The organism is Blautia sp. NSJ-140, from assembly GCF_022868965.1.
Classification (GTDB): domain Bacteria; phylum Bacillota; class Clostridia; order Lachnospirales; family Lachnospiraceae; genus Blautia_A.
This window is the reverse complement of sequence record NZ_JALIFS010000007.1, coordinates 37,109-60,021: the sequence shown is the minus strand read 5'-3', so window position 1 is coordinate 60,021 and position 22,913 is coordinate 37,109. Positions and strand designations below refer to the sequence as shown.

The window sequence follows — 22,913 nt, the reverse complement described above, 5'->3', positions numbered from 1 at the left end:
GAGGAGATGGACAGCATGAAAAGATTTACATTTTCTGTACCGCAGAATATTCTTTTTGGTGAAGGTGTATTAAAGGAGCTTCCCGGGGCAGCCGGGAAGCTTGGAGGAAAACATGGCTTTATCATTTCCGGCCCCACACTGAACAGACTTGGCGTAGTGGGGCAGTGTGAAGAAATCCTTACACAGGCCGGCATTGCAGTCAGCACCTTCTGTGATACAGAAGGAAATCCATCCGTGGAGACTGTGGAACGTGCAGCAGAAGCGTTCCGGGCAAGCGGAGCGGATTTTATTGTCGCTCTTGGTGGGGGTTCCCCTATGGATGTGGCAAAAGCTGTCGGTGTTGTGGCAAAATACGGCGGCAGCATCACAGAATATGAAGGTGCAGACAAGGTTCCTGGGGAGATCGTCCCGCTGATCGCCATTCCTACAACAGCAGGAACCGGTTCAGAGGTTACGGCTTTTTCTGTTATTACCGATCACAGACGAAATTACAAGCTTACAGTATTTTCCTATAAGCTGATCCCGGCTTATGCACTTCTGGATCCGCTGCTTCTCACCTCCGCACCGGCTTCGGTGGCAGCTGCCTGCGGGATCGATGCACTGATCCATGCAGAGGAATCTTACGTTTCTCTGGACGCATCCCCATTTTCCGAGGCCATGAGCGAAAAAGCAATGGAGCTGATCGGGCGGAGCATCCGCACCTACGTGGCAGACCGTAGCAATCTGGAAGCAGCTTCCGATATGCTGGCAGGCTCTCTGTTTGCCGGGATTGCTTTTTCATGGGCAAGACTTGGAAATATCCATGCCATGAGCCATCCGGTCAGTGCTTTTTTCAATGTGCCGCACGGTGTTGCAAACGGAATCTTGTTTCCGTATATCGTGAAATATAACGAAGAGGCAGCCTTCGGAAAATATCGGAAGATCTATAATTATATTTCCGCGGAAAAGAAATGTGAGTCTGAGTTTTCAAAAGGAATGCTGGAACAGGCAGTCCGTGAACTGAATACACAGGTTGGAATCCCTGCAAAATTATCCCACGCAGGGGTTACGGATGAGTATTTTGCGCAGATGACAGAGGATGCCATGAAAAGCGGAAACATTGCGGTGAATCCTCAGAAAACCGTTCGGGAGGATATCCTGGCACTGTATAAAGAGGCATTGTAAAGATAGTATCAGGTAAGTATGTGACACCTCTGTATAAATAAAATCTGTCATCAGAGTACTTGCGTAAATAAAAAAGATATTGGCTTCCCGAAATCAGTAAAAAGCTGTTTTCCGGGGAGCTTTTTTGCAGTGAAAATTATATTATAAACATAAAGATTTATACAACGAACATGTACGGATAAAATATACGATGCTATTGTATAGACAGTAACCAAGCTTAACGCAACAGAGCAAAATACAGTAGAAAGAAGAATGCATATGGAGAGCATAGCGGTTAAAAATCTGTACAAAATATATAAGATCTCACAGCGACAGGAAGGTTTTACCGGGATGGTGAAATACTTATTCCATCCCCAATATAAAGAGAAGGAAGCTGTAAAAGGAATTTCTTTTTCCATACATCAGGGTGAATGTGTAGCTTTCCTTGGGGCAAACGGGGCAGGAAAATCAACGACCATCAAAATGCTTACAGGGATCATGAAACCGACAGAAGGAAAGATTTCCGTTATGGGAAATGATCCATTTAGGGAACGGATCAGAAATGCCGGGAACATAGGCGTTGTGTTTGGTCAGAAGACGCAGTTGTGGTGGGATATTCCGGTAAAAGATTCTTTTGAATTGTTGCATAGTATTTATGAAATTCCGGACAAAGCTTATAAAGGAAATCTGGATCTGTTTAAGGAAATTCTGGAACTGGAAGAATTTATGGACCAGCCGGCAAGAAAGCTGTCCCTGGGACAGCGAGTAAGGGCAGATATAGCAGCAGCTCTTTTACATGATCCGCCGATTTTATTTCTGGATGAACCAACAATAGGGCTGGATGTGGCAGTCAAACAGAAAGTATATCAGTTTTTACAATACATAAATAAAGAAAAAAAGACCACGATTTTGCTGACAAGCCATGATCTGAAAGATATGGAATGGCTGTGCCGGAGACTTATCATTCTGGAAAAAGGAGAAATTTTATTTGATGATGAAATAACAAAAATTTTTGATAATTATCCGGAAGCAGAAACACTGGAAGAAATTATCATTGAACTGTTCAATGGAAATACGAAGAATTAACCGTCTGATTTTGTTTTTCTGAGGAGAGCAAATATGAGAAAATATCTGGCACTGATAAAAGGGGGATTTCTGGAAGGAATTGCTTATAAAGAAAATTTTCTGACCGGTTTGCTTGCAAATTTTATTCAGGTTGTAGTTTTTTACTATGTATGGAAAAGTATTTTTTTATATCATACGGAGATTAATGGATATACATGGGAAATTATGAAAAAGTATGTAATTATTTCTTTTTTATGCAACAGTACGTTTTCCTTTGGATTTGAAATGCAGACAGCCAACAGTATTATCAGTGGAAATATAATCACAGATTTGTTGAAACCGCTGAGTTACCGAAGTTTGACTTTCTTTAAAGCTGTTGGAACAGCAGGAATGGAATTTCTGATCACATTTTTATGGTGCGGTACTTTTCTGGTAATGTGTAACGGAATGCAGAATATAGAGATGTGGCGAGTTCTTCTGCTACTTTTCTCCATACTTTTGGGAATGGGAATCAAATTTAACATTCAGTATATATTTTCCATGCTCTGTTTTTATACAGATAATGCATATGGTGTTGTAAAAGGGAGAGAAGTTTTGACAAATTTCTGTTCTGGAGCTCTGGTTCCGCTGGCATTGTTTCCTGGATTTTTGCAGAAAATTGTTATGATTATGCCCTTTTCAGGGATTGTATATATTCCATGCAGCATATTTGACGGAATATTTTGCTGGCAGAAATGTTGGGAAGCACTTCTGTTCCAGAGCGTGTGGAATGTAATATTATTTGCATTTGGAAGCATCTTATGGAAAAAAGCCTCTTCCGTTATCGCATTATATGGAGGTTAAAGATGGGCAGATACAGGAAATATTTCAAAATATACCGGAAGATGCAGGAAATGAATATAAAATCCTTGATGTATTATCGGGCAGATTTTCTGATGATGACATTTTTTACATTGCTGTCCCAGGTATCAAATCTGGCAGTTGTTGGAATTATCTATACAAATATTCCCACAGTTGGCGGCTGGTCTGTATGGGAAATTTTATTGTTATACGGATATCTGTTATTTTCAGAAGGATGGGTGAACTTTTTCTTTCAGGGTTCCTGGAAAATTGCACAGATGGTAAATAAATCAGAAATCGACCGGTTTCTCGTAAGACCGCTTCCAACAGGAATGCAGATGGCAGCTTCCCGGATTGATTTTGACGGATTAAATAAAATGATCATAGCACTGGGAATATTGTCAGTTGGAATAAAAAACTGTAAAATAAACTGGACGATCATAAAAATTCTGTATTTTGTGGCATCTCTGCTTACAGCATCTATGATCCGTTTTTGCATGATCTGGATGGCAAGCTGCAGGTCCTTCTGTATGCAGGGACCAAAGAATTCATTAAACTATCTGGTTCTTTCTGTAGGAGAAATGGCGAAATATCCACTTATTATATACCCAGGCCTGCTGAAAGGAATCTTTGGATACATCATACCCTACGCATATGTCAGCTATTATCCCGCCGGTTTTTTGCTTGGGAAAAATGACATGTTAGCAGGATGTCTGTTACAGTTTCCTGTCTGTTTAGGGATGTTGTGGTTATCAGCAGTGTGCCTGAAACGTGGACTGGGAAGATATGAAAGTGCTGGAAATTAAAGATCGTTTACAGGGGAGGTGAGTTCATGCTTGGAAGTAAAGATATTTTTCTGGATCGGGCAAAGCGGGAATTGTCGGTTATGCAGATGAACCACTGCGGTATCCAGGAATGTGAAAAAGGACATATGTGGCAGTTTCAGGCACGGCCTTATCATCTGCTGCATTTTGTACTGCAGGGAGAAGGAAGCTTGAAAATCTCAGGCAGAATGCTGAATGTACATGCCGGACAGGCATTTTTTATACCTGCAGGAATAGAAGGAAAATACATAGCTTCCCTGCAGAACCCCTGGAAATATGCCTGGATCGGATTTTATGCAGATAACGGAAATAAATTTATTGATCTTCTATTTGGAAAAAACGAGATCCTGGATCTGGCGCTTTCGGCTAAAGAACTGGAAAAAGAAATCTTGTCGATTTTGTCAGTTATGGATAAAAGACTTCAGGATGTGGCCATTTATCAGGAAGAAGATTTTCCGGGAGAGCAGTTTTTCTCCATACGGAATTTTTCCGCATCCCTGGAGGCAAACAGCAGAATGCTGCATCTTTTTGCCAGGCTCCTTGAAACACAGGGCGATATAAAAAAGCTGACAAAAGAAGAAAAAAATCTGGCCAAGGATGCCAAAAACTATATGGACCGCATGTACAGCCGGGATATCCGGATCCAGGATGTGGCAGGAATCCTCCATGTACATCCAAACTATCTCAGCACATTGTTCCGCCGGGAATACGACCAGTCACCCCGGGAATATCTCCGTAAAGTAAGGATGAATCAGGCAAAGATCCTGCTGACCACCACAGAATATTCCATATCCGATATTTCATCAGATGTTGGATATACGAATCCTTTTCAGTTTTCGAAAGTATTCAAAAGCTGCTATGGAATTTCACCTACAGAGTATCGGAATATGAGACAAGTGTAATACAAACATGTTCAGACTGGCAGCATGATTGCGATTACGCTGCCTTTTTTGCTGCTTTCCAGTACTTTTACCTGTCCGTTATGCTGTCTGACAATTTCACTGACAAGTGCAAGTCCCAGGCCGGCACCTCCCATAGCACGGCTTCTTGATTTGTCCACACGGAAGAACGGGGTGAAGATTTTTTCCTGATATTCGGGAGGAATGCCGATTCCGGTATCAGAGACTTCAAGAAAGACGTAATTGACAGATGTGGATGTATCTGTTATTTCTTCGGAAAGATGGATATTTACGGTTACTTTTCCACCGGAGTGATTGTATTTGATCGCATTTTCCACAAGATTGTACACAGCGCGATACAGCAGCAGGTAGCTTCCGGTAATGATGCAGTCCCCCTCCTGCTGGATCAGTTCAATATCCTTCTGTTCCGCTACGGAAGCCAGGTCGCAGAACACCTCATCAGTCAGTGCTGCCAGAGAGATTCTTTCGGAACGTTCAACAGTCTGTACACCGGTCATATCTAGGAGGATTTCAGCCAGATGGGAAAGTCGCCCGGTCTGTTCCTGGAGCATGGCAAAAATCTCCTGATAATCTTTTAAAGCAGGTGCTTCCCTGCGGGCAAAAACCTCCAGATTTGTCTGGATAACGGCAAGAGGAGTCCTCAGCTCATGGGCTGCATTGGCAGAAAATTGCTTCTGGGCAGTAAAAGCTTCATCCAGGCGTGCGAGCATTTTGTTAAATGAAATTGTCAGGCGGGAAATCTCGTCATTGGTAGCAGGAACTTCAAGAGTCTTCGAAAGGTTCTGGGCCTCTATTTTGTTCACCTCCTGGCTGAGCCTGCGAAGAGGAAGTAATGCCTGACGGCTGATAAAATATGTGCAGATACTGCTGAGAAGGATGATGATTCCTGTTACCATGAGTCCTTTGGTGAGAAAAAGCTTTTTTGTTAGCTGCAGCTGATTGGAAAGCTCCGGAAATAAGACGGAGGGATTCATATTAAAGGTGATGGGAGCAGAATCAGTGTTATCAATCCGTATCATGTAATCTCCCAGATCCTCCATTCCGGCAACTGCGGACTGGCTAATAAAAAAATACATCAGAATGCAGGTGACTGTCATAAGCAGCGCAGTGATCAGTGTCAGACGCCATTGAAGAGAAAGCTTTCCGGTTATTTTTTTCATTGCATATCCTCCGTTAAAATGTAACCCTGGCCGATCTTATTCTGTATTGGATCAAAGCCGAGAGCAGTGCGCAGTTTTTTTCGAAGAGAAGAAATGTGGACACGAATGGAATTGCTGAGACTGTTGACGCTTCCGTCCCAGATATGCTCGATCATTTCTTCCGGGCTTATGATACGGTTCTGATGAAGAAGGAAATATTCCAGAAGAGAACTTTCCTTTCGGGTCAGAGAAAGGGGGAGTCCATCGATACTGGCCTTTCTTGTACGGGTATCAAAGCTGATACGTCCGCATTGCAGACACACATCCTGCTGGATGAATTTTCTTCGTGTCAGACTTCGGATCCGTGCCTCCAGCTCTTCAAAATGAAAAGGCTTTGTGAGATAGTCATTGGCACCGAGATCAAGCCCTTCAACCTTGTCCTGGATCTGTCCTCTGGCAGAGAGGATCAAAACGGGAGTGGAAGTATCGGATTCCCGAAACTGGCGCAGGATTTCCAGACCATCAACGCCTGGAAGATTCAGATCAAGAAGGATGAGATCATAATTTTCCACAAGACATAATTCCAGTCCTTCATCCCCGTCAAAACATGTGTCCGCTTCATAGCCATCCATACGAAGTCCCTCCGCAATAGACTGGCAGAGCTGCTGTTCATCTTCGATTATCAATATATGCATAATAAATCCTCCAAAAAAACAGTTGATTTTGCTTTGTTATCTATAATATCATGTATAGCATAAAATTCCTGTAAATTTTTTTGTTTCTTAACAGAGATTTTATACAGGGGATGATATAGTAAGGCTACAGAGAACAAAATTTATATATAAAATATATGCTGGTTCCGGATATGGGCCGGTGATATCAGAAGGGAGAATATAAACAATGAAATTAAGAACACAGAAAATAACAGCACTTATGGCAGCTGCGGTATTAGGAATATCTGCATTTGGAAGCGTGCCGGTAACAGCGGCGGAAAGCACGGAAACAGCAGATCCCGGAGCGGCAATGATGATGGATGGAGAGGCAGTTTCATCAGATCTGGTAGCAGGTACATTTAAGCCTTCCGACGTAACCTGCAAGGCACAGGATTCTTATGAATATCCGTTTCTGGGACTGAAGCTTTCACTTTCGAAGGAGCTGTTAAAGCAGATCAAGGACCAGAGCATTGCAATGCTTACCACGGAAGATTTTGAGAATCAGACCAATGCAGTGACATATGCCTACGTAAGCTGGAGCAAAATGACAGAGGAACAGAAAAATGCCGAAATACAGAAGATGGGAACAGGATATGACGACTGGGTGGCAGGTCTGGACAGAATCGGTACAATTGGCGTTTATGACGAAGCTTCACAGAAAAAGCTGGATGAGATCACCGGCTGTACAGAGCATAAAGAGCTTGGAAGCAGCAGTGACGGGAAATACAAATATTATCTGAGCACCAACAAAGATGCAGATGAAAAGCTGACAAAGGAGCTGGAAAAGATCAAAACCGATATTACGGAAATGACACCGTATCAGAATATTTCCGTGTTTGATCAGCCACAGGATACCAGCAGCAACCCGGAGGATGTAAAATCTGTAGGAAAATTTGAAACAACAGGAATAGATGGAAAAACATATACAGAAAAAGTGTTCAGTGACTATGACCTGACGCTGGTAAATGTTTTTACAACCTGGTGCTCACCATGTGTAAAAGAGATTCCGGAACTTCAGGAGCTCTATAAAGAAATGAAAGATAAAGGCGTTGGAGTAGCAGGCGTAGTGCTTGATACTACAGATGAAAAGGGAAATCAGGATGAGGAAGCTGTAAAGAAAGCAGGCATTCTTCAGGAAAAAACAAAAGCAGAATATCCGTTCCTGACACCGGATGCAACTATGATGAACGGTCGTCTGCAGGGGATTTCCGCATTTCCTGAAACATTTTTTGTTGACAAAGATGGAAACATTGTAGGCGACACCTATACAGGAAGCCATACACTGGACGAATGGAAGGAAATCGTGGAAAAAGAGCTTAAAAACGTTTCAAAGTAAAACATGATCATTATGGAGAGTGGAAAAATGATTCGGAAAATAACAGAATCCAGGTGGATCGGACCAGCTCTGGCGTTTTTGGGGATTTTACTGATGATACTGGGAATCTGCAGGGGCGAGGTATCTGTAGTTTTTACAAAAGCGATCAACATCTGTATGGAGTGTATAGGCATTGGATAATAAGAAGATGAAAATAAATGAATGGCCGCGGCATGGGATTCAGGCATTGTGGGCGGCCCTTACAAATAGTCACATATCAGGGTTTATAACTGGCAAGATCTACACCGGAAAACTGAAAAATGTATGTGTTCCGGGGCTGAACTGCTATTCCTGCCCCGGGGCAAGAGGGGCCTGCCCCATTGGTTCTCTTCAGGCTGTGATCGGAAGCTGGAACTTCAAAATGGCATATTATGTAGCTGGATTTCTGATCTTTGTAGGAGCGTTGCTTGGAAGACTGGTGTGCGGATTTCTCTGCCCCTTTGGACTGATCCAGGATCTGTTGAACAAGATTCCTTTTCCAAAGAAGATCCGGACATTTCGTGGAGATAAGCTTCTGCGAAAACTGAAATATGTGATCTTTCTTGTATTTGTGATCATACTTCCCATGTTTGTAGTAGATATCATGGGGCAGGGAGCACCATATTTCTGCAAGCTGATCTGTCCGGCAGGAACGCTGGAGGGAGGTATCCCGCTGGTGCTGCTGAACAAATCCATGCGAAGTGCAGTAGGCTGGCTGTACATGTGGAAAAATACGATCCTGGTGATCACCATTATCTTATCAATTATGATATACCGGCCATTCTGTAAGTATATCTGTCCGCTGGGAGCTTTTTATTCGGTATTTAATAAAGTTTCCGTTTTTCGTTACAGAGTAGATAAAGAAAAATGTGTTCACTGTGGAAAATGCAGAAATATCTGCCAGATGGAGGTCGATCCGACTGAGGATCCCAACAGTACAGAGTGCATCCGATGTGGAAGATGTAAAAAGATATGTCCGACACAGGCAATCCGGTGTGGGTTTGCAGGAAAATCCTGATACAGAAAAATACGAAAACGGTACAGCTTATAAAATATAAGATGTACCGTTTTTTGAGACAGTAAACTACTTTTCCATATTATCTATCAGTAACATATTCAGCTGTTCCCAGCGCTTCAGATCTTTTTTTGTAAAAAGAAGCTGGTGGCGGAAAGCTTCGGTAAGCTCCTGCGGTTTTAAAGTGATCACACATTTGAATGCGCAGGGCATCAGATCCGCACTGGAAATCCCACACAAAAGTCCTGTTGTAAAATCTCGAAGCTCCAGAGGATTAAAAATGTACAGGAGATCTTCTTCCAGTGGGTTATACTGATTTACAAAGGAAAAACGGATCAGCATATCACTGTAAAGAACTTTTCCGGTGTAAAAAATCTCACTGCTTCTTCCGTTGGCAGAAACAGAACAGATCGTTAAGGTTGCTTCATATTTTCCGGATTCGCCCTTTTTTTCATAAATATCGATGATGCCATCCTTTGTACGCTGATATCGTCCATCGTAAAAGTAAAAATATAGCCTCTGGGCCTGAAAAAATGGGCTTTTTTGTCCTTTTCCCGGTGCATTGGACGGTTCACTGGCTGTTTCAGGAAGACCAGTGGTAAGCTGGGACATAGATACCTGGAGAATCTGGCTGATCTCATATAAAGTTTCGATATCAACGGAGATATCTCCGTTTTCATATTTGCATATGGTAGCTCGGCTTTTATGGATGGCATCTGCCAGATCCTGCAGAGTCATCTTTCCGGCTTTTCGGTATTTTCTTATTTGTTCACCTACATAACAGGTAAAATCACTCATTTTGTTTCCTCATACTATCTATTTTTCTTATTAATTTTCATTGTATACGATTATATCGGAAAAACAGGTTCTTTGTAAAGTGGCAAGAAACTTTTTTGAAATAAAATTTCGTAAAAAGAAACTTCTGCCATTTGCACTTATCTTTATTTAGGGTAAGATATAGCTGTTAGGCTGAAGGTTTCAGACTATATCAAATATATACTTGAAGAGGGGAAATTGAAATGAAAGAAAAAGGAAGTAGCTTTTCCGGCTCAATAGGTTTTGTCCTGGCGGCAGCTGGAAGTGCAGTAGGAGTTGGAAATATCTGGAGATTCCCATATCTCTGTGCCAAAGATGGAGGAGGCCTTTTCCTGCTGGTTTATCTGGTACTGGTACTGACTTTTGGATTTGTACTGTTGACAACGGATGTAGCACTTGGGAGAAAGACAAAGAAAAATGCATTGAGAGCTTTTGAAGCACTTAATCCAAAGTGGAAATTTTTAGGACATTTAACGTTTCTGGTTCCGGCATTGATCATGACCTATTATTCTGTTATCGGTGGATGGATTGCAAAATATTTTTTTACTTATATTATTTCTGATGGGAAAGATGCGGCTTCAGATGGATACTTTACATCATTTATTACATCAGATATTGCACCCGTTGTATTTATGCTGATTTTTCTGGCCCTGACTGCCTGGATCGTATTTCGTGGTGTGGAAAAGGGAATCGAAAAATTTTCCAGGATCATTATGCCGGGGCTGATTCTTCTGATCGTGATCATTGCCATTTTTTCACTGACACTGTCTCATACTGATACGGATGGAACTGTCCGCACTGGTATGCAGGGGCTGGCTGTTTACCTCAAACCGGATTTTCATGGACTGACGGTAAAACGCTTCCTGGAGATCCTTCTGGATGCGATGAGCCAGTTATTCTTTTCCTTAAGTGTATCTATGGGAATCATGATCACTTATGGTTCTTATGTGAAAAATGAAGTTAATTTAAATAAAGCAACAAATCAGATTGAGATCTTTGATACCGGCGTTGCGTTTCTTGCAGGAATGATGATCATACCGGCTGTTTTTGTATTTCTCGGAAAGGATGGAATGGCTTCCGGCCCAAGCCTGATATTTATCTCACTGCCAAAGGTTTTTGATGCCATGGGAGTATTTGGCCGTCCGGTGGCAATTGCATTTTTCCTGATGATGGGATTTGCGGCACTGACTTCCTGCGTATCTGTCATGGAGACACTGGTTGCAAACTGCATGGAACTTTATCATAAACCACGTAAGAAAATGTGTGGTGCTGTCGGAATCTATTCTCTTGTTACAGCGGTACTGATCTGCCTTGGTTATAACAAACTATATTTTGAACTTAAGCTGCCAAATGGTTCCGTTGGACAGCTTCTGGATGTGATGGATTATATCAGCAACAGTTTTCTGATGCCGTTTATCTCACTTTTGACAAGTATTCTGATCGGATGGGTGATCGGCCCTGACTGGATCATAGGAGAAGTGGAACGAAATGGGGAACACTTCAAACGGGCAGGGTTATATCGCTTTATGATCCGTTATGTAGTGCCGGTTGTAATGCTGATATTATTCCTGGTATCTACAGGATTTGCAGATTTGATTTCATAAGTGTGGTAAGAAAACTTCTCTGTATAGATGTATGTTTATGGTGCAGAAGGTGGAGAGAAAACTAGTACAGCGAATATTAATTTTTGCTGTACTGGTACATAAAACGAAAATGATTCAGAAAATTAGATTCAGCTCACTTTAAAAGTGAAAAAAATAATTTGATAATTTCTTGACAAGTACTGATAAATGTGTTAGTATTCAGTCATCAAATTAATAAGGTCTTCGGTGACTGACGGAATTGTGGGACTAACCACAAGGGAGCCGGAGATTTGATGAGTCGACCGTCTGGGCAGTATTTGAAGAAATTCGAATACTGCTCTTTTTTATGGGATAAAAAGATCCGGACGGTTGCTGCGGAGAAAGGAGAACATTATGGGATTCAAAAGTGACATCGAAATCGCACAGGAGTGCACAATGGAGCCAATTACCAAGATTGCGGAGAAAGCAGGTATTGATGACAAGTATCTGGAGCAGTATGGTAAATATAAAGCAAAGATCGACTATAATCTTCTGAAAGAAACAGACAAAAAAGACGGAAAGCTGATCCTTGTGACAGCCATCAACCCGACACCGGCAGGTGAGGGAAAAACTACGACAACCGTAGGTCTTGCAGATGGAATGCAGAGACTTGGAAAAAATGTTATGGTAGCTCTTCGTGAGCCATCTCTGGGACCGGTATTCGGTGTCAAGGGTGGTGCTGCAGGCGGCGGCTATGCACAGGTAGTTCCGATGGAGGATATCAACCTTCATTTTACCGGTGATTTCCATGCAATCGGTGCGGCAAACAACCTTCTTGCAGCAATGATCGACAACCATATCTTCCAGGGTAATGAGCTGAATATCGACCCGAGAAAGATCACCTGGAGACGCTGCGTGGATATGAACGACCGTCAGCTTCGTAATGTAGTAGACGGACTTGGCGGAAGAACAAACGGTATGCCACGTGAGGACGGATATGACATTACCGTAGCATCTGAGATCATGGCAGTTCTCTGTCTGGCAAGTGATATCAAAGATCTGAAGGAGAGACTTTCCAGAATCATCATCGGATATACTTACGGCAAGGTTGCTGAGCAGAAACCGGTAACAGCAGGAGATCTCCACGCAGAGGGTGCTATGACAGCACTTCTGAAGGATGCCCTGAAACCAAACCTTGTTCAGACACTGGAGCATGTTCCGGCAATCGTTCATGGCGGACCATTCGCAAATATCGCTCACGGATGTAACTCCGTAACCGCTACAAAGATGGCTATGAAGCTTGCTGATTATGCGATCACAGAGGCTGGCTTCGGTGCTGACCTTGGAGCTGAGAAATTCCTGGATATCAAGTGCCGTATGGCAGGTCTTACACCAAGTGCAGTTGTTATTGTGGCAACCGTACGTGCCCTGAAATACAACGGTGGCGTTGCAAAAGCTGACCTGAACAATGAAAACCTTGAGGCTCTTGAAAAAGGTATCCCGAACCTTCTGAAGCATGTAAGCAATATCAAGAATGTATACAAACTTCCATGTGTGGTAGCTATTAACGCATTCCCGACCGATACCAAGGCAGAGCTTGATTTTGTGGAAGCAAAATGCAAGGAGCTTGGCGTAAATGTAGCACTTTCTGAGGTATGGGCAAAAGGTGGCGAAGGCGGAATCAAGCTTGCTGAGGAAGTAATCCGTCTTGTTGAAGAGCCGAATGATTTCACATATGCTTATGAACTGGAAGGCTCCATCGAGGACAAACTAAACCAGATCGTACAGAAGGTTTACGGTGGAAAGAAAGTGGTTCTTACAGCAAATGCTCAGAAGCAGGCGAAACAGCTGGAGGCACTTGGATTTGGCAACTGTCCGATCTGTGTAGCTAAGACCCAGTACAGCTTAACAGACGACCAGACAAAGCTTGGTGCTCCGACAGATTTTGAGGTAACAGTAAGAAATCTTAAGATTTCCGCAGGTGCAGGATTTATTGTTGCACTGACAGGTGAGATCATGACCATGCCAGGTCTCCCGAAAGTACCGGCAGCAACTAAGATCGACGTAGACGAGAGCGGTAAGATCACAGGACTGTTCTAAGCAGAACGTGAAAGTATAATTATAAAGTATTTTTGAGGGGAATTCAGATAGACAGCGGTAGAACCTGTAGAAATAGAGGTTCTGCCGCTTTTTCTTATATTATTATAATATTGTTTATAATTATTTTACTAGTCTGAAAATTCTATATATGATATACTTAGAAAAAAGCAGGAGAGTGATTAATTGAAATTTGAGTGGGATCAGGAAAAGAATCTGATCAATCAGAAAAAACATAAGATATCATTCGAAACTGCAGCATATGTATTTTAAGATAAGAATTACATAGAAATGTATGATTTTGAGCACAGTACAGAAGAAGACAGATATATTGCTATAGGATGTGTTGGTGAAGTTTTATTTGTGGTGTTTACCGAAAGAAAAGAAAACATTCGGTTGATTTCAGCTAGGTTGGCAACGGAATCGGAGAGGAGGCTCTATTATGATCAAAACATTTACTATTAATAAAGGGCAGAAGCCGACAAAAGAGCAAATACAGGAAGTTATGAATGCAAAAAAATCACCAATTGTACCAGATGAAGATGCACCAGAGTTGTCACCAGCAATGTATAAAGCTTTTAAAAGCAGTGTGATACAGCGAAATCGAAAGAAAAATGCATAAAAATAGAAAAAACTCCTCCGGCAGTAAAACCGGAGGAGTTTTTTTGCATAAAAAGAGAAAAAAATCTATAATCGAACACATTTTCTGATATAATAAGAAAAGAAAAAATTTCCGGAGGTGTGTCCATGGATAAAAAAGAAGAACATATCTATATAGCTATTGATCTGAAATCATTCTATGCTTCCGTGGAATGTCAATAGTGGGGCTTAACGGCTATGAAGATGTAATCCGGGAAATGGCCAGACTTACCGATGACTGGGTACAGTTATCCGAAGATAAAAAACGGGAATTGGATGAAAAACTGCAGGAGCTGATATTGGAAAAGGCAGGTCAGGTAAGAAAATTCTATATGTATAAGCGAAAAGTGTTTTTTTAAGATGATACAGAAATTTAATTAGAAAAAATTGTAGAGATAAATGAAAGTGGGGGAAAATATGGTATACACATGCAAATATAAATCACTAATCGGAGATATTTTGCTTGCCGCAGATGAAATCGGACTTACCGGCCTATGGTTTGAAGGACAGAAATATTTTGCAAATACACTTCCGGAAGATTATGTTCCACAGGAAACGAAAATTCTCACAGAAGCAAAAAAATGGCTGGATGTATATTTCTCCGGTGAAGAACCGAAATTTACTCCGCCACTTCATCCCACTGGTTCAGTATTCAGACAGGAAGTGTGGAAGATTTTATTACAGATCCCTTACGGACAGACGATCACATATGGAGAAATTGCGCGCAGAATGGCAGTGATGAAAAATACTTCTCATATGTCGGCCCAGGCAGTAGGCGGTGCGGTTGGTCATAATGAAATTTCCATTATCATTCCCTGCCATCGGGTCGTAGGAACAAATGGAAGTCTGACAGGATACGCCGGAGGAATTGACAAAAAAATTTTACTTCTTAAGCTGGAGCGTACAGATATGAGCCGTTTATTTGTTCCAAAGAAAGGAACTGCACTGTAAAACTCCGGCTGAGAGGACGGTCTGGTGCAGACATCCAAGAAAAGACAGATATTTTATTTATGAAAGCATGCTATGAAAATTGCCAGCAGGATTTCGGAGGAATAATTATGGGAAAAATACTGGATGAAGATTTAATCTACGAGATACTGTCCGTGGTGGAAGAGATACCTGAGGGAAAAGTGGCCTCCTACGGACAGATCGCACGGCTGATCGGGCGGGATAAAAATTCACGTCTTGTAGGAAAAGTCTTAGGTATGGCAGAATTTTACGGGAAGTATCCCTGCCACAGAGTTGTGAACCATGCAGGGCGTACTGCACCAGGCTGGAGAGAGCAGAAGATGCTTCTGGAAGACGAGGGTGTGGAGTTTAAGGCAAATGGATGTGTAGATATGAAGCAGTATCAGTGGGAGGAGTAGTGTTTTATGAATTGTAGAAATATGATGCAGATCCCGGAGCTTACAGAAGTTCTGAAGCTGAAAGCAGGGGAAAACGGTCTGGAGTAGTCTGTACGATGGGGCTATTTTGCAGACTGCCTGCAGTGCATCAAAAGTGAATACAGGATTGAATAACTATATCCATGGAGGAGAATTCGTAGTTCTGACAAATCCCAGTGTCACCAACGACAGCCGGAAACTCGTGCTGGAGGAAAAGGACAGAAACGCCGCAGAGCAGCTGTCTTCCTCTATTCTGGATGCAGAACATTTAAGCCGAGAGCGTGTGATGGCACAGGCCAGATATCTGAACCTTGCACCGCTTACCATGACCGATGAACAGATGGAGAAAGGACTTGAGATCTTTGAAGCTTCTCTGAAAGAGGCATTAGAAGCATAGATTAATAGAAAGTTACTCTGTAATAGAAAGCTACTCTGTAATAGAAAGCTACTTTGTAACAGAAAAATAAAACATGCTTGACAAACCATAAATTCCTCGTATAATTATCAATAGTAATTAACAAAGATAATTATATAAGGAGTTTTTTTATGACAAATGAAAAGATCAAGCGGATGTTTGATGCATTTTATCAGGCAAAGCGGATCCGGGATATGCTTCCGCCACTGCCCCAGGGGGTGATGCCATCCTACATACAGTATCTGGATGTGATCCATTCTCTGCAGCGGGAAAAAAAGGATATCCGGCTCTCTGATATCAGTGATGCCATGAACCTTCCGCGTCCGGGTGTCACCAGAACAGTGAAAGAAATGGAGGCAAAGGGATATCTTCAGAAGCTCATGTCTCCGGATGACGGGCGCGTTACTTACATCTCTATAACAGAAAAAGGAGAGAATCTTTCCAGAAAGTATGATCAGGATTATTTCAGCAGTCTGGCACCCTATCTTTCAGAGATTTCCGAAGAAGAAGCAGACAGCATGATCCGGACCATCGGAAAATTCTATCAGATTATGTGTGACAGGAGAGAAGATTATGACAAGTGATAAGGCAGATTTTACCCAAGGAAATATCCTGAAGAAGCTGGTTGCATTTATGATGCCGGTACTCGGCGCACTGATCCTGCAGGCAGCCTATGGTGCGGTCGACCTTCTTGTGGTGGGAAGATTTGGTTCCACATCCGGATTGTCAGCGGTTTCCACCGGAAGTCAGGTACTGAATCTGGTTACCTTTGTAGTGATTCAGTTTGCTATGGGTATCACAGTTCTGATCGCACGTTATCTTGGAGAAAAAAGACCGGAGCAGATCGGATCCGTTATCGGTGGGGCTGCGATCGTCTTTACCATGATATCGATCGTGTTGTTTATTGTTATGGTAGGTTTTGCACATCCGATTTCTGTACTGATGCAGGCACCGGAAGAAGCGGTAGCGCTGACTGCATCTTATGTACGGATCTGTGGAAGCGGAATTTTCTTTATTGTCGCGTATAACCTGCTGTCTGCCATCTTCCGTGGTCTGGGTGACAGCAAATCTCCGCTGCTGTTTGTGCTGGTGGCATGTATTGTAAATGTGATCGGAGACCTGGTACTGGTAGCCGGCTTACATATGGATGCAGCAGGAGCAGCTATTGCTACGGTTTCTGCTCAGGCCTTAAGTGTTGTATTTGCAGTAGTTCTGCTGATAAAGAAGAAGCTTCCGTTTACCATTACAAAAAAAGATTTCCGGCTGAATCCTCAGTGCAGACGTTTTCTTAAGATCGGACTGCCGCTGGCACTTCAGGAATTCCTGACCCAGATTTCATTCCTGGCCTTGTGCGCATTTGTCAATCGCCTGGGTCTGGAAGCATCCTCCGGTTACGGAGTTGCATGTAAGATCGTAAACTTTGCCATGCTGGTTCCAAGCTCCCTGATGCAGTCCATGGCCTCCTTTGTTTCACAGAACGTAGGAGCAGGAAAGCCGAAACGTGCGAGAAAATCCATGCTTACGGGAATTGGAGTTGGCCTGTCTGTGGGATGCTTGGTATTTATTCTGATCCTGCTGAAGGGTGATGTGCTGGCAGGATTCTTTTCAACAGATGCCGGCGTCATCCAAAAGGGCTTTGATTATCTGAAGGGGTTTGCTCCGGAGACATTGGTTACAGCTGTTCTGTTCAGTATGATAGGCTATTTCAACGGAAACAACCAGACCATATGGGTTATGGTCCAGGGCCTGATCCAGACGCTTCTGGTACGACTTCCAATGGCGTACTTTATGAGTATCCAGCCGGATGCCAGCCTGACAAAGATCGGTCTTGCAGCACCGGTATCTACCACAGTGGGAATCATTCTGAACATCGGATTCTTTCTGTACTTTACCCGTGTGAAAAAAGAAATTGTTTCGGAAGAATGACCGGATAAAGGGATGTAAATGAGAGGGGTGATATGATATAATCAAAATCACTCCGGCAGAGGTGATGGTACTGACCCCTGAAATAGCTGCCGGAATCTTGACAGCTGTAAAGGAGGAGGACTGGATGATTTGCGGGATGACGTATTTTCAGATATGTCTGTATTTTTTGTTTTATTCTTTTGGAGGATGGGTCGTTGAAGTTATCTTCCATGCAGTAACATTAGGAAAGGTTATAAACCGGGGATTTCTCAACGGTCCGGTATGCCCGGTGTACGGATTTGGTGTACTTTCCGTGTTTGCACTGCTTAATACGCTTCAGAGCGGCGGACATCAGATGAGTGAAGGAATGATCTTTCTGTTTGGAATCGTTCTTGCAACTGCGGTAGAGCTGGTTGCCGGATGGCTTCTGGATGTATGCTTTCATGCAAGATGGTGGGATTATTCCAATAAGCCGCTGAATTTTCACGGCTATATCTGTCTTGAGTTTTCCCTGATATGGGGACTTGCCATTGTGATGGTTGTAAAGGTTTTTCAGAAGTATGTGGAGCGTCAGGCTTCTCATACACCTTCCACACTGGAATGGGTTGTTATGGCAATTTTGTATGCGGTGTATCTGGCAGATCTTATTGTAACAGTAGCGGTGATCCGCGGACTGAATAAGAAGCTTACTCGATTGGATAAGGTACGTGCAGATCTGCGGATCGTGAGCGATAAGCTCAGTGATACTCTGGCAACAACTACCATTGATACAGCACAGAAGGTGGGAGAGGGAAAAGTTCAGGTTGCTCTTGCTAAGGCAGAGCTCAGAGATGCGACTGTGGCTCAGAGAGAAAAATCTTCTGAAATGCTTCGGATGAAGAAAGCGGAGCTTCAGGCACAGTTTGATGAGCTGTCAAACTCTATCACAAACCATACCGTATTCGGTCAGGGAAGAATCATTAAGGCTTTCCCGGAGATGAAGCACAGAGATTATTTTGAACTGATCCAGGAACTGAAGAAAAAACTCAGATAAGAAAAATGAAATACGATAAAGAGGCAGCAGGAAATGTTGGAAATTTCCCGCTGCCTCTTTTAGTACAGAGTTTCAGCCTATCGAATTCTTTTCTTTATCATTGGTCCGATGATCATGGCGATGATCATTTTTATGAGATCTGCCGGGATAAATGGAATTACACAGATTCCAAGAGCTGCTTTGAAAGTGGAATCTGCAACGATGCAGAACCATACAGTTCCGAAAAGATAGCATACAATTGTTCCTGCAATCATACCAACGAGCTGGATCAGAGGCTTATGGCAGTTGTCAATTACCAGTCCGGCAATAACAGCCATAACGATAAAGCCGATGATGTATCCGCCTGTAGGACCGGCCAGCTTTGCAGGGCCGCCGGTAAATCCGGAAAATACCGGAAGACCTACAAGTCCAAGCAGAAGATAGATCAGATAGCTAATGGTTCCTTTTTTCCATCCGAGAAGATAAAGGGACAGATAGATGGCAAGATTGGTAAATGAGATCGGAACCGGACCGATCGGAATGGACAGCGGCGCAAGAATACAGGTGACAGCTGCCATAAGAGCGGTCATGGTGATCTCGTAGGTTTTTGTACGTGATGCAGAGACAGTATTTGTCTGATTCATATTGAAAGAGCCTCCTTTGAAAAAGGTAATATATTTACTGGTTCGGGTAAGCAATGAAATGCTGTAAGTGTGTATGACAGGTCATATGTCTATAAGGATGCTTACGCAGATTCAATCTCATAGGTAAATCCTGCATCCGTAATGGTTTTAAGAGTGTCTTCGATTCCCTGGCCACCTTCTGTAAGATAACCGGAAGCAAAAATAGAGTCTACAACACTGAGCAGTTTTTTTTCTTCGCCTTTAAAATAAATTTCTCTTCCGGCAGCACATCGGATATCTGCTTTAGGTACAAGAAGTCTTGCCAGGCAGAGGACCTTCATACAGTATTCTGTTGTCAGCTGGGAAATATCTGCATTTCCGAGAGGAGTTCCCTTGATCGGAAGAAGAAAGTTGATCGGCAGTGCTTCCGGCTGGATCTCACGTAATTCCAGAAGCATGTCAACAACGTCTTCCTTACTTTCACCCATGCCAATGATACCGCCGCTGCAGATCTCGAAACCAAGTCCCTGAAGCATATGGATATTCCGTACACGCTGGTCAAAGGTATGTGTACTGCAGATATTCTGATAAAAGGAACGGCTGCTGTTCAGGTTATGGTTGATCCGGTCAAGACCGGCCTCTTTGAGCATTTTTGCCTGGTGCTCTGTGAGAAAGCCTATGGAGCAGCAGAGATGAGTTCCGTGTTCTTTCATTTTGCGGATCCTGCGGGCCAGCTCCTCGATCTCTTTATCTGTAAACTTCATACCACTCAGGCCGATACAGTGTCTGGATAAATGATACTCATTTACGAAATCATTGTCCTGATATAATTTGTCTTCATCTACCCATTTGTATTTATCAATATCGGCAGTGGAACGACATGACTGGGCACAGTATGCACAATCTTGGGAACAGTTTCCGCTGCGGGCATTGGTAAGGATGTGGATGCTTACCCGGTTTCCCTTATATTTGTAACGTAAACTGCTGGCACGGTCGATCAGTGCCTCGAGTTCTTCGTCCGGAGTATCTAAAATTGCAATGGCTTCATCTCTGGAAAGCGATGGAGCTTCTTTTTCGCATGATGTAGTGTTCATGTCAATACCTTCCTTTTGAGTTTTTTTGTACGGGTATCACTTTATCACATAGAAATATTGAATGTCAACTGCAAATATAAAATGAGTTTACAATTAAAAACTGTAGTATTAAGGTAATGCTTAGGATCATCAAAGCAGGGAATTTTCTTGATTCGGTTAAAATAATTCTCAATTCAATATCATATCTTTATAAAATCTTAATACGGAAGCAGAGACTTTTATACTATCTTTGAAAGCAGTTATATATAATAAAATGCGTTACGAGGATAGCACTGTTAAAAGTATTGATAAGGAGTTCTGATCATTTATGCCGGAAAAATCATATAAGAAAAAACATATGACATCTTTTCAGCTGATCATTCTGGGTTTTGCAGGAGTGATTTTTGTGGGAACCGTTCTGTTGATGCTTCCGTTTTCTTCTTTGGAGAAAGTGTCTACTCCATTTCATGAGGCGCTCTTTACAGCCACTTCGGCGGTATGTGTCACAGGTCTTGTGGTAAAGGATACAGGAAGCTACTGGTCCCTGGCAGGACAGATGATTATTCTTGCTCTCATACAAATAGGCGGACTGGGGGTGGTGACTGTTGCCGCGTCTGTTTCCCTTCTTTCCGGAAAAAAAATATCCCTCATGCAAAGAAGCACCATGCAGAATGCTATTTCAGCACCTAAAGTTGGAGGGATCGTCAGACTGACAAGGTTTATCTTAAAGGGAACATTTTTGATCGAAGCAGCGGGGGCGTTGCTGCTTCTGCCGGTTTTTCTGGTGGATTTTGGGAAAAAGGGAATCTGGATGTCAATTTTTCATTCAATCTCTGCTTTTTGTAATGCCGGCTTTGATATTCTGGGGACAGCTTCCAGTATCTTTCCATCGCTGACAGGGTATTCCGGAAATATACTTATAAATCTGGTAATTATGCTGTTGATCATTACAGGGGGAATAGGTTTCCTCACGTGGGATGATATTTATACAAATAAACTGAACTTTAAACGCTACCGCATGCAAAGCAAGATCATTCTCATGACTACCGCATGTCTGATCTTATTTCCGGCAGTTTTTTTCTATATCTGTGATCTGACAAAATTACCCATGGGAAAACGCCTGTTGGCAGCAGCGTTTCAATCGGTAACGACAAGAACTGCCGGATTTAATACTATAAACATTTCAGAGATGAGTGAGGCATCAAAAGCAGTTATGATATTGTTAATGCTAATTGGTGGTTCACCGGGATCTACAGCAGGTGGAATGAAAACAACAACTTTTTCAGTACTTATTTTAAATGCAATTGCGACATTTCGAAGTCAGGAAAATGCAGGGGCTTTTGGTCGAAGACTTGAATATCATGTGATAAAAAATGCAGCGACAATCGCCATGTTATATTTTGCCTTGTTCTTTGGCGGCGGAATAGCGATCAGTGTGTACGAAGGCCTTCCACTTTTAGATTGTCTGTACGAAGCTGCTTCAGCTGTTGGTACGGTAGGTCTGACTCTGGGAATCACACCGGAACTTCATATTTTTTCACAAGTCGTGTTGATCATACTGATGTACTTGGGACGTGTAGGTGGTCTGACCCTGATCTATGCGGTATTTTCCGGAAGAAATAAGGGAAATGCAAAGCTTCCTCTGGAAAAAATCACAGTTGGATAAGAAGGAGAAAAATAATATTATGAAAAATGTATTGATTATTGGACTTGGAAGGTTTGGAATACATATTGCCATGCAGCTCAATCAGCTGGGACATGAAGTTATGGCAGTTGACTGGAAGGAAGAAAGAGTGGACAAAGTACTGTCGTTTGTGACGAATGCTCAGATTGGTGACAGTACCAATGCTGAATTTTTACAGTCCCTTGGAATTGGAAACTACGACATTTGTTTTGTGACCATTGGAGACAGCTTTCAAAATTCTCTTGAAACAACATCCCTTCTGAAAGAACTGGGCGCAAAATTGGTGATATCCAGAGCTGAACGTGATGTTCAGGAAAAATTTCTTTTACGCAATGGTGCCGATAAGGTAGTTTATCCGGAAAAGCAGGTGGCAAAATGGGCCTCCTTCCGTTATACAGATGATCATATACTGGATTATATGGAGGTGGATGCTTCCCATGCAATTTTTGAAGTGGAAGTGCCGGAAGAATGGGTTGGAAAAACAGTGGGTGGACTTGACATCAGAAAACGCTACAATATTAATATTCTGGCAGTAAAAAATGAAGAGGAATTCAGTATTGCAATTTCACCGGAAACATATTTTACAGAAAATGATAAATTACTGGTATTAGGAGAATACAGAGCTCTTCAGAAGTGCTTCCGCATATAGCTCATTACCATGAAGAAAAAATTTTGACCACAGAACAGCT

Annotated in this window: 26 protein-coding genes and 1 riboswitch; of the genes, 21 read left to right on the top strand and 5 right to left on the bottom strand. The window is 42.5% G+C overall.

Annotated elements, in window-relative coordinates; all coding sequences use genetic code 11:
• Window positions 1-15: 15 nt before the first annotated feature.
• The 5 genes from MUB50_RS09720 (at window position 16) to MUB50_RS09700 (ending at window position 4,774) form a co-directional block, all read left to right on the top strand.
• The gene (locus MUB50_RS09720) at window positions 16-1,164 is read left to right on the top strand and encodes an iron-containing alcohol dehydrogenase (RefSeq protein ID WP_118624965.1); all 1,149 of its coding nucleotides are present in this window, start codon (window positions 16-18) and stop codon (window positions 1,162-1,164) included.
• A gap of 330 nt (window positions 1,165-1,494) precedes the next feature.
• Entirely contained in the window at window positions 1,495-2,229 is a 735-nt protein-coding gene (locus MUB50_RS09715; RefSeq protein WP_244790490.1) for an ABC transporter ATP-binding protein, read from the top strand.
• A 33-nt stretch (window positions 2,230-2,262) separates the two neighbouring features.
• A complete protein-coding gene (locus tag MUB50_RS09710) occupies window positions 2,263-3,051 on the top strand; it encodes an ABC transporter permease (protein WP_118624961.1) in 789 nt (262 codons plus the stop codon).
• Window positions 3,052-3,101: 50 nt separating this feature from the next.
• A complete protein-coding gene (locus MUB50_RS09705) occupies window positions 3,102-3,854 on the top strand; it encodes an ABC transporter permease (protein WP_207664988.1) in 753 nt (250 codons plus the stop codon).
• A 26-nt stretch (window positions 3,855-3,880) separates the two neighbouring features.
• On the top strand, window positions 3,881-4,774 hold the full coding sequence (locus MUB50_RS09700; protein WP_118624957.1) for an AraC family transcriptional regulator: 894 nt from the start codon (window positions 3,881-3,883) through the stop codon (window positions 4,772-4,774).
• Window positions 4,775-4,785: 11 nt separating this feature from the next.
• Here the strand turns inward: MUB50_RS09700 and MUB50_RS09695 are convergent, their stop codons facing one another.
• Both MUB50_RS09695 and MUB50_RS09690 read right to left on the bottom strand, forming a co-directional pair.
• Window positions 4,786-5,952 (bottom strand): sensor histidine kinase, encoded by a 1,167-nt coding sequence (locus tag MUB50_RS09695; protein ID WP_118512805.1) that lies wholly within the window; start codon window positions 5,950-5,952, stop codon window positions 4,786-4,788.
• Complete coding sequence (locus MUB50_RS09690) at window positions 5,949-6,626, bottom strand: response regulator transcription factor (protein WP_244790489.1); 678 nt, start codon at window positions 6,624-6,626, stop codon at window positions 5,949-5,951. The genes MUB50_RS09695 and MUB50_RS09690 overlap by 4 nt, the downstream gene beginning before the upstream one ends.
• A gap of 205 nt (window positions 6,627-6,831) precedes the next feature.
• Between MUB50_RS09690 and MUB50_RS09685 the strand changes: the two genes are divergently transcribed.
• The 3 genes from MUB50_RS09685 to MUB50_RS09675 are packed head-to-tail and all read left to right on the top strand — an operon-like array spanning window position 6,832 to window position 9,016.
• The gene (locus MUB50_RS09685) at window positions 6,832-7,980 is read left to right on the top strand and encodes a TlpA family protein disulfide reductase (RefSeq protein WP_138276468.1); all 1,149 of its coding nucleotides are present in this window, start codon (window positions 6,832-6,834) and stop codon (window positions 7,978-7,980) included.
• Window positions 7,981-8,007: 27 nt separating this feature from the next.
• Window positions 8,008-8,160 carry a CD1871A family CXXC motif-containing protein gene (locus MUB50_RS09680; RefSeq protein WP_118512802.1) on the top strand — a complete coding sequence of 51 codons (153 nt, stop codon included), beginning with the start codon at window positions 8,008-8,010 and terminating at the stop codon, window positions 8,158-8,160.
• A 7-nt stretch (window positions 8,161-8,167) separates the two neighbouring features.
• On the top strand, window positions 8,168-9,016 hold the full coding sequence (locus tag MUB50_RS09675) for a 4Fe-4S binding protein (RefSeq protein WP_118512969.1): 849 nt from the start codon (window positions 8,168-8,170) through the stop codon (window positions 9,014-9,016).
• A gap of 66 nt (window positions 9,017-9,082) precedes the next feature.
• Here MUB50_RS09675 and MUB50_RS09670 read toward each other — a convergent pair whose 3' ends face one another.
• Window positions 9,083-9,811 carry a helix-turn-helix domain-containing protein gene (locus MUB50_RS09670; protein WP_138276466.1) on the bottom strand — a complete coding sequence of 243 codons (729 nt, stop codon included), beginning with the start codon at window positions 9,809-9,811 and terminating at the stop codon, window positions 9,083-9,085.
• A 221-nt stretch (window positions 9,812-10,032) separates the two neighbouring features.
• Here MUB50_RS09670 and MUB50_RS09665 point away from each other — a divergent pair, with 221 nt between their 5' ends.
• From MUB50_RS09665 to MUB50_RS09615, 11 genes are all read left to right on the top strand, one after another.
• Entirely contained in the window at window positions 10,033-11,433 is a 1,401-nt protein-coding gene (locus tag MUB50_RS09665) for a sodium-dependent transporter (RefSeq protein ID WP_244790487.1), read from the top strand.
• 215 nt (window positions 11,434-11,648) lie between these two features.
• Window positions 11,649-11,731: riboswitch (ZMP/ZTP riboswitch) on the top strand.
• Between the two features lie 74 nt (window positions 11,732-11,805).
• Window positions 11,806-13,491 (top strand): formate--tetrahydrofolate ligase, encoded by a 1,686-nt coding sequence (locus MUB50_RS09660; protein ID WP_092068491.1) that lies wholly within the window; start codon window positions 11,806-11,808, stop codon window positions 13,489-13,491.
• A 282-nt stretch (window positions 13,492-13,773) separates the two neighbouring features.
• Complete coding sequence (locus MUB50_RS17365) at window positions 13,774-13,953, top strand: BrnT family toxin (RefSeq protein WP_330575610.1); 180 nt, start codon at window positions 13,774-13,776, stop codon at window positions 13,951-13,953.
• On the top strand, window positions 13,931-14,110 hold the full coding sequence (locus MUB50_RS09650; protein WP_118512798.1) for a hypothetical protein: 180 nt from the start codon (window positions 13,931-13,933) through the stop codon (window positions 14,108-14,110). Before MUB50_RS17365 ends, MUB50_RS09650 begins: the two co-directional genes overlap by 23 nt.
• A 199-nt stretch (window positions 14,111-14,309) precedes the next feature.
• Window positions 14,310-14,486: a hypothetical protein gene (locus MUB50_RS09645; protein ID WP_244790485.1), complete on the top strand. Its 177-nt coding sequence runs from the start codon at window positions 14,310-14,312 to the stop codon at window positions 14,484-14,486.
• A 58-nt stretch (window positions 14,487-14,544) separates the two neighbouring features.
• On the top strand, window positions 14,545-15,078 hold the full coding sequence (locus MUB50_RS09640; protein ID WP_118625091.1) for a methylated-DNA--[protein]-cysteine S-methyltransferase: 534 nt from the start codon (window positions 14,545-14,547) through the stop codon (window positions 15,076-15,078).
• Between the two features lie 107 nt (window positions 15,079-15,185).
• Window positions 15,186-15,494, top strand: coding sequence for an MGMT family protein (locus MUB50_RS09635; RefSeq protein ID WP_015527257.1), 309 nt, complete (start codon window positions 15,186-15,188; stop codon window positions 15,492-15,494).
• Between the two features lie 145 nt (window positions 15,495-15,639).
• A complete protein-coding gene (locus tag MUB50_RS09630; protein ID WP_138276462.1) occupies window positions 15,640-15,909 on the top strand; it encodes a hypothetical protein in 270 nt (89 codons plus the stop codon).
• 149 nt (window positions 15,910-16,058) lie between these two features.
• Entirely contained in the window at window positions 16,059-16,511 is a 453-nt protein-coding gene (locus tag MUB50_RS09625; protein WP_244790483.1) for a MarR family winged helix-turn-helix transcriptional regulator, read from the top strand.
• Window positions 16,501-17,853: an MATE family efflux transporter gene (locus MUB50_RS09620; RefSeq protein WP_244790481.1), complete on the top strand. Its 1,353-nt coding sequence runs from the start codon at window positions 16,501-16,503 to the stop codon at window positions 17,851-17,853. Before MUB50_RS09625 ends, MUB50_RS09620 begins: the two co-directional genes overlap by 11 nt.
• A 124-nt stretch (window positions 17,854-17,977) precedes the next feature.
• A complete protein-coding gene (locus MUB50_RS09615; RefSeq protein WP_244790479.1) occupies window positions 17,978-18,865 on the top strand; it encodes a putative ABC transporter permease in 888 nt (295 codons plus the stop codon).
• Between the two features lie 77 nt (window positions 18,866-18,942).
• Here the strand turns inward: MUB50_RS09615 and MUB50_RS09610 are convergent, their stop codons facing one another.
• Window positions 18,943-19,488 carry a biotin transporter BioY gene (locus tag MUB50_RS09610; RefSeq protein WP_244790478.1) on the bottom strand — a complete coding sequence of 182 codons (546 nt, stop codon included), beginning with the start codon at window positions 19,486-19,488 and terminating at the stop codon, window positions 18,943-18,945.
• Window positions 19,489-19,589: 101 nt separating this feature from the next.
• A complete protein-coding gene (gene bioB / locus MUB50_RS09605) occupies window positions 19,590-20,561 on the bottom strand; it encodes a biotin synthase BioB (protein ID WP_244790476.1) in 972 nt (323 codons plus the stop codon).
• A 307-nt stretch (window positions 20,562-20,868) separates the two neighbouring features.
• Here bioB and MUB50_RS09600 point away from each other — a divergent pair, with 307 nt between their 5' ends.
• Both MUB50_RS09600 and MUB50_RS09595 read left to right on the top strand, forming a co-directional pair.
• Window positions 20,869-22,206 (top strand): TrkH family potassium uptake protein, encoded by a 1,338-nt coding sequence (locus tag MUB50_RS09600; RefSeq protein ID WP_244790474.1) that lies wholly within the window; start codon window positions 20,869-20,871, stop codon window positions 22,204-22,206.
• Between the two features lie 19 nt (window positions 22,207-22,225).
• Window positions 22,226-22,873, top strand: coding sequence for a potassium channel family protein (locus tag MUB50_RS09595; protein ID WP_244790472.1), 648 nt, complete (start codon window positions 22,226-22,228; stop codon window positions 22,871-22,873).
• Window positions 22,874-22,913: the final 40 nt, after the last annotated feature.